Origin of the sequence: Benzoatithermus flavus, from assembly GCF_037908215.1 — a bacterium.
Lineage (GTDB): Bacteria > Pseudomonadota > Alphaproteobacteria > Geminicoccales > Geminicoccaceae > Benzoatithermus > Benzoatithermus flavus.
This window is the reverse complement of record NZ_JBBLZC010000104.1, coordinates 1-616: the sequence shown is the minus strand read 5'-3', so window position 1 is coordinate 616 and position 616 is coordinate 1. Positions and strand designations below refer to the sequence as shown.

1 protein-coding gene is annotated in these 616 nt (G+C 51.8%); it reads right to left on the bottom strand.

Annotation, left to right across the window (positions count from 1 at the left end; all coding sequences use genetic code 11):
- A partial coding sequence (locus tag U1T56_RS24315) for a CdaR family protein (protein ID WP_418162059.1) occupies nucleotides 1–616 on the bottom strand: 616 nt, incomplete at both ends.

Here is a 616-nt window from a genome sequence, read left to right as displayed (position 1 = left end):
GATCGGCACGTCTTTCCACGTTTGCGTGACGTCTTTTTCCACATCAATATGGACCTTGATTTTGTCTGGGTTGACGCTTTTTGCGCCATCAGGGAGCGGAGCGTCAAGTTCTACCGTCGCATCATCCGTAATATCGTCCAAATCAACGGTCAATCCTTCCAGCTTGTCAATATGGTTCAACACTTCCTTCGGTCCATAAATCGTCACTCGATCCGGCTCCGGCGTGATGCTGACAAGATGCACACCATCCGGCAACTCCCCAGTTGTTCGCACTTGAACCGGCACCGTCTTGCTCGGGCTTTTCACCGGCACGGTTACTTCCACCGACGATGGCTCTGGCTCAATATCCAACTCATTTCCCCGTCGATCGTACACCCGAACGCGCGCTTCTCTCGTCAGCGTTTCCGTCGCCCCATCTAAGTCGACGATGGCTTTGACAAACACAATCTCGTCGATTAGTTCCTTCGCCCCGGTAATCGTCACGGCATCTGGTTTCACAGTCGGTTCTCCAACGGAATAGCCATCCGGCATTTTGTTTCGATTGAAAAATTCAACACCGACAGGAAACCGTTTCGACACTTTTTCACGAATCGTCACTTTGGCCGAGGAAGGCTGA